Source organism: Brevundimonas sp. CURTG3B2_SDJG, assembly GCF_057364705.1.
This window is the reverse complement of sequence record NZ_JBNFOJ010000193.1, coordinates 1-5,687: the sequence shown is the minus strand read 5'-3', so window position 1 is coordinate 5,687 and position 5,687 is coordinate 1. Positions and strand designations below refer to the sequence as shown.

6 protein-coding genes and 2 tRNA genes are annotated in these 5,687 nt (G+C 70.9%); 4 read left to right on the top strand and 4 right to left on the bottom strand.

Features of this window, described 5'->3' with window-relative positions; all coding sequences use genetic code 11:
- The 3 genes from AC2W7C_RS12795 to AC2W7C_RS12785 all read right to left on the bottom strand — a co-directional run.
- On the bottom strand, positions 1–692 hold a 692-nt coding region (locus AC2W7C_RS12795; protein WP_486001781.1), incomplete at its 3' end, for a TolC family protein.
- Between the two features lie 127 nt (positions 693–819).
- Positions 820–1,086 (bottom strand): hypothetical protein, encoded by a 267-nt coding sequence (locus tag AC2W7C_RS12790; RefSeq protein ID WP_486001780.1) that lies wholly within the window; start codon positions 1,084–1,086, stop codon positions 820–822.
- 179 nt (positions 1,087–1,265) lie between these two features.
- Positions 1,266–1,445: a hypothetical protein gene (locus tag AC2W7C_RS12785; RefSeq protein WP_486001779.1), complete on the bottom strand. Its 180-nt coding sequence runs from the start codon at positions 1,443–1,445 to the stop codon at positions 1,266–1,268.
- A 116-nt stretch (positions 1,446–1,561) separates the two neighbouring features.
- Between AC2W7C_RS12785 and AC2W7C_RS12780 the strand changes: the two genes are divergently transcribed.
- Positions 1,562–1,635 (top strand) — tRNA-Cys (locus tag AC2W7C_RS12780).
- Between the two features lie 236 nt (positions 1,636–1,871).
- On the opposite strand, the gene AC2W7C_RS12775 is transcribed toward AC2W7C_RS12780, so the two are convergent.
- Positions 1,872–2,675, bottom strand: coding sequence for a TrmH family RNA methyltransferase (locus AC2W7C_RS12775; RefSeq protein WP_486001778.1), 804 nt, complete (start codon positions 2,673–2,675; stop codon positions 1,872–1,874).
- Between the two features lie 71 nt (positions 2,676–2,746).
- Between AC2W7C_RS12775 and AC2W7C_RS12770 the strand changes: the two genes are divergently transcribed.
- From AC2W7C_RS12770 to AC2W7C_RS12760, 3 genes are all read left to right on the top strand, one after another.
- Positions 2,747–2,821, top strand: a tRNA-Asn gene (locus tag AC2W7C_RS12770).
- Between the two features lie 158 nt (positions 2,822–2,979).
- Positions 2,980–5,217, top strand: coding sequence for an AAA family ATPase (locus AC2W7C_RS12765; RefSeq protein WP_486001777.1), 2,238 nt, complete (start codon positions 2,980–2,982; stop codon positions 5,215–5,217).
- Positions 5,214–5,687 (top strand): 5-methylcytosine restriction system specificity protein McrC (locus tag AC2W7C_RS12760; protein WP_486001776.1); only part of this gene is annotated, 474 nt, incomplete at its 3' end. The genes AC2W7C_RS12765 and AC2W7C_RS12760, both read left to right, overlap by 4 nt.

Genomic DNA, 5,687 nt, shown 5'->3' with positions numbered 1-5,687 from the left:
ACGCCCTGGCAGGACCGGGACATCGGCGCCAGGTCGCCCGGCGCCTGTCCGACGACGGCGGCGTAGGCGGCGCGGCTGACGGACAGCTGCGCCTGGGCGTTGGCCAGGTCGGCTTCCGACTGGGCCAGGCGGGATTCGGACTGGGCCACGTCGGTGCGGGTGATCTCGCCGACCTCAAACCGGGCGGTGGATTCGTCCAGCTGACGCTGCAGGACGACGAGGTTGGCCTGGCGGATGCGCAGGATCTCGACGTCGCGAATCACGTCCGCATAGGCCTGGATGACCGAGGCCAGCACCGTCTGCTCGATGTCGCGCAGATTCTCGCGTCCGGCCATGATGTTGGCGTCGGCGGCGTTGATGCCGTGGCCAACCCGGCCGGCGGTCCACAGGGACTGTTCCAGGTTGACGGTCGCGCCGCCGGTGTCCGACTCGGCGTCCGGCAGGACGTCGTTCCATTGCCGGGCGTAATTCGCCGAGACGCTGGCGCTCAGCTGCGGCCGCAGGCCGGCGCGGGCCTCGACGATGCTCTCGTCCAGGGCGCGCTGGTTGGCGCGCTGGGCCAGCAGCGACGGGTTGGTCCGGTAGGCCAGGGCGATCGCTTCCTGCAGCGTTTCGGCCCAAGCGGGCGCGCCCAGTCCGGAGGCCAGGGCGATGACGGCGGCCGAGGCGAGCACGCGCGAACGTTTCAGCATGATTGTTCCTGCCTGGCGCGGGGAAGCGCGCCCTTCGTATCCATAGGCCTGATGCGGGACGCTTTACGCCCGCGCCAGTTAAGTTTTTTTCACGCGCGACGCCCAGCCCCTCCGTCGGAGGACGGCGTCAGAGCGCGAAGGTGGGCTCAGGCGTCAGTTCCGCAAGCACCGGCGGGGCGGCGTCGAACAATTCGCGGCGCGACAGGCCCTGCTCTCCCCGGAGGTACAGCACCGCCTTGCCCGCCGGGCCCGTCCGCTCCACGACCGCCAGGCGGCCGCCCACCTTCAAGGCGTCCAGCCAGGCCTCGGGCCGGCCGGGAACGGCGGCCTCGGACACGATGACGTCGTAGCCCTCGCCCGCCGCCGCCGAGAACGGCGCGACCGCGGTCTCCACCCGCGTCGGCCAGGGCCGCGCCCGCCACGTCGAACACAGCCCCGTCGGCTTCCTGGGCCGTGACCTTCAGGCCCATGCGGGCCAGGACGGACGCGGCGTAGGGGGCGGCCACGGCCAGGGCGCGCTCGCCGTCCTTCGGCGCCAGGCCATCAACAGCTTGGACAGGTCGCGGGCCAGCATCAGGCGGCGGCCGCGACGATCTCGGGCTCGATCTCGGCGTAGGCCGAGAAGGCGCGGTCGGCCGGCAGGAAACGCTCGCGCGGAACCGCCAGCAGGGCGGCCTGCAGGGCGCGGTCGGTGACATCGTTCACCCGGACCTGGCTGTCGACCATGACCTTGCGCGCGGCGGCGTAATCCATTTGCGTGGAATCCTGCTGAAATCTGGCGCGCTTATAGGTCTGTGCGTTGCGGCGGACAATCCGATCTGATAGCGAACCCGCCTCGCGATGGACGGCCTGGTTTCTCCAGGGCTCTCGGCCTGATGGCGGAGTGGTTACGCAGCGGACTGCAAATCCGTGTACGCCGGTTCGATTCCGGCTCAGGCCTCCATCGCGAGTTTCCCCGCAGAGACGGCCCTAGATCGGCGCGGTCAGCCAGCCGATGGCGCTGGCGGCGCCCACGGCTCCGGCCGCGATGGCGATCGCCAGCGCGACGCGCGCGTTGCGATGGATGAAGACGAAGACCCCGCCCAACATGCCTGCACTCCCCCCGGACCCGCCCACAGCGACACAGCTCGGGCGATCCATCAAGGTGTACAAAGCGTTAATCGCGGTTTGGTGATCGAATTACGCCGTTCGCGCGAAATGATGCAGCGCGATGCCCCCCGCGACCGCCACGTTGAGCGAATCGAAGCCGCCCGACATCCGAATCCCGACCGGCGTGCAGCGGGCGATCAGCGCTTCGGGCAGTCCGGGCCCCTCGGATCCCAGCACGATCGCGACCCGCCCTGCCCTGGGCGCCTGGTCCAGCGTCAGGTCCGCCGACGGGGTCATGGCCAGAACGGCGAAGCCCGCGGCCTTAAGGGCCTCCACGGCTTCGGCGGCGTCCAGCCCCGTCGCCATCGGCGTGCGCAGCGCCGCGCCGACCGAGACGCGGATGGCCTTGCGGTAGAAGGGGTCGCAGCAGCCGGCGTCCAGCAGCATGGCGTCGGCCCCGAAGGCGGCGGCGTTGCGGAACAGACCGCCCATGTTGTCGTGATTGCCGATGCCGCAGGCCAGCACGACCAGAGCCTGATCCCCCATCCCCGCCAGCAGGGCGTCCAAGCCCTCCGCCGCCGGCTTCTCGCCCAGGGCCAGGATCCCGCGATGCAGCGCGAAGCCCGCGATCGAATCCAGCACGCCCTGCGCCGCCGCATGGACTGGCGTTCCCTCGGGCAGCGCCGCCAGAGCGTCCTTCAGCCCCTCGACGCGATTCTCGGCCAACAGGACCGCCCGGGCGCGGCACAGCGATTGCGGCGAGGCCAGTACGCGCAGCACCACCTCGCCCTCGGCCACGAACAGGCCCTGGCGGCCCGTCAGGTCGCGCTCGCGGATGTCGCGGAAGCCGGCGATCCGGGGGTCGTCGGGGCTCTCGATACGGATGATGTCCAAGTTCCGACTTTTCCCGTTGCGTTGTGCGGATTCCCGCTGCTATAGCGCCCGCCTTCCCGAGCGAAACCTGTTCCGCGGTAGCTCAGTGGTAGAGCAGCCGACTGTTAATCGGCTGGTCGTAGGTTCGAATCCTACCCGCGGAGCCATCGCCCGACCTGCGCCGCCGGCGCGCCGGGAAGTTCCCCCCAGCTTAGATGCTCGCGCTTCCCGGCGCTGCGATCGCTTGTTGGCTGCGTCCTGCACGCCGAAGTTGCCGCCGGCGTCGAGATGCTCCTAGGCTCTGACCTCGTCGCCGGAGGTCCTGATGCCAGATCCGAATTCGCCTCGCCGCGCCCGCTACATGCTGGCGGTCCTGCAGGCGCTGCGGGCGCTGGAGACGGCGCCGCCTCAACAGGTCTACGCCTGGATTCGCGGCCAGGGGCTGGCGGACCCCGCGGACGAGGTCGACCTGCCGTCGGGCGAGAACCGATTCGAAAAGGAGGTCCGGTTCGCGCGCATGATGCTGGCGCGCGCCGACCTCACGGCGATCGCCCCCGACGGCCGCTGGGCCTTGACCCCCGCCGGACGGGCGATCGAGGCGACGCCAGAACTGACCGCCGGGCTGCTCAAGGCCCTGAACGGCGTCAAGCGCGGCCTGCTGGACGCGGAACGGGTCTACGCCGCCATCCTGGCCGCCGCCCGCCGGGAAGGCTTCGTCAGCTACGGCGACCTGGCCGAGGCCAGCGGCGTGCCATGGCGCAAGGCGCATCATCCCATGTCGCTGCTGCTGGATCGCCTGACCTATCTGGCCCACGTCCGCGGCTGGCCCATCCTCAGCGCCATCGTGGTCAGCAAGGACGAACGCGGCACCGGACGCTTCACCGAGACCGGCCTGCAGGGCTTCCTGTCCGCCGCCCGCGCCGTCGGCCTGGACCCGGGCGAGGATCCCGCGGCCTTCGCCCGCGAGGAGCAGCGCAAGGTGTTCGAATGGGCCCGGACCGCGCCGGACCATATGGGCCTGGCGGGCCGGCCCGACGAACCGCTCGAGGTGCTGGAGGTCGAGGATCTCGGAGACTTCGGCATTCCCCTCGTCGAGACCGTGGCGGTCAGCGAGTCCCGCGCTCCCGTCCTCGATCCCGCTGGCGGCTCGGGTCCGCGCTACTGGTTCGGCGGCGCCGCCTGGGACGGCGAGGACCAAACCGGGCGATTCCTCCGGGAGGGTGTCTGGCGCAACGGCTACCAGGACCAGTTCTCCGATCAGGTCCGGCGGATGGCCCCAGGCGACCGGATCGCGATCAAGGCGGCCTTCGTGCAGAGATTGCGCTTGCCGTTCGACGTCGGCGGCGCTCCCGTCGCGGCCATGCGCATCAAGGCGACCGGCGTCGTGACCGGAAATCCCGGCGATGGCCTGACCGTGCACGTCGCCTGGGACCCGCCGGCGCCGCCGCGCGACTGGTATTTCTACACCTATCTGAAGACCCTTCACGAAGCCGATCCCGCGGTCGAACAGGCCCGCCAGCTGATCGCATTCACCTTCGGCGGCGCGCCCCAGGACTACGACTGGTGGCTGCAACAACCCTATTTCGCCCGCAAATACGGCCGCCGGCCCCTGGTCGGCGCCGCGCCCTCGGCGACGGAGGACGCGTCCGCGCCGGGTCCCGCCTACACCACGGCCGGGATCGTGGCGGACGGCTGCTTCCTGGAGCCGGACGAGCTGGACGCCGTCCTGGCGCGCCTCAAGGCCAAGAAGAATCTCGTCCTCCAGGGCCCGCCCGGCACCGGCAAGACCTGGCTGGCGCGGCGCCTGGCCTATGCGTTGTTGGGATCGAGGGACCGCGAGACCGTCGATCAGCGCCTTCGCGTGGTCCAGTTCCACCCGTCCCTCGCCTACGAGGACTTCGTGCGCGGCTGGCGGCCGGCGAACGGCGGGCTCCAGCTCGCGGACGGGGTCTTCCTGCAGGCCATCGACGCCGCCCTGTCCGAGCCCGACCGCCCCTTCGTCCTGATCATCGAGGAGATCAACCGGGGCAATCCGGCCCAGATACTGGGCGAGATGCTGACCCTGCTGGAGGACAGCAAGCGGCGGCCCGAAGAGGCGTTGGAGCTGGCCTATCCGCGCCCGACGCCCGGCGGCGAACGGGTCTATGTGCCCGACAACCTGCATGTCATCGGGACGATGAACGTAGCGGACCGGTCGCTGGCGCTGGTCGACCTGGCCCTTCGCCGCCGCTTCGCCTTCGTCTCGCTGGAGCCCCGGCTGGGGCCGGCCTGGAGGGACTGGGCCCACCGGATCGGGGGACTGCAGCCGGGCATGGCCGACCTGATCGAAGCCCGGCTGGAGACGGTGAACCGCGCCATCGCCGCCGATCGCGGCCTGGGCCCCCATTTCCGCATCGGCCACAGCTACGTCACGCCGACCGGACCCGTGGGGCTGGACGGCGGCGCGGCCTGGTACCGCGGCGTGGTGGAGACCGAGATCCTGCCCCTGCTGGAAGAGTACTGGTACGACCAGCCCGACAAGGTCGCGACGGCCCGCTCGGACCTGCTGCGGGATCTTCCGTGACCGTGCTCGAGGCGGAGACGCCCGTCTCCGCGGATTCCGCCGGCGGCGACCCGGTGTCTGTCCACCGGATCGGCCGCATCCCGGTGCGCAACATCTGGCTGCTGTTCCTCTACGCCTCGGACCTGGCCCGGTTCGCCGGCCGGTTCGACGCCCGGTTGACCGAGGACGACGCCGACCTCACCACCCTGGCGGCGCGTCTCCTGGCCCATGCGGTCGAGCGCCGGCTCCATCGCAATCTGAGCCGGGGTTATCGGCCGCAGACGGCCGTTCTTTCGCGCGTCCGGGGCCGCATCGACGTCCTCAAGACGGGGACGCATCGCCTGCTGGATCGAGGACAGGTCGCCTGCCGGTTCGAGGCCTTCACGGTGGACACGCCGCGCAATCGGCTGGTGCGCTTCGCCCTGGACGCCGTCGCGGGCCGGACCTCGGACCGGGCGGTCGCCCGCCGCTGCCGCGAACTCGCGGCCGAC

Excerpts from the sequence above, each read along its gene's own strand:
- AC2W7C_RS12785 (WP_486001779.1), bottom strand. The coding sequence starts at position 1,445 with ATGGATTACGCCGCCGCGCGCAAGGTCATGGTCGACAGCCAGGTCCGG.
- AC2W7C_RS12765 (WP_486001777.1), top strand. The coding sequence starts at position 2,980 with ATGCCAGATCCGAATTCGCCTCGCCGCGCCCGCTACATGCTGGCGGTC.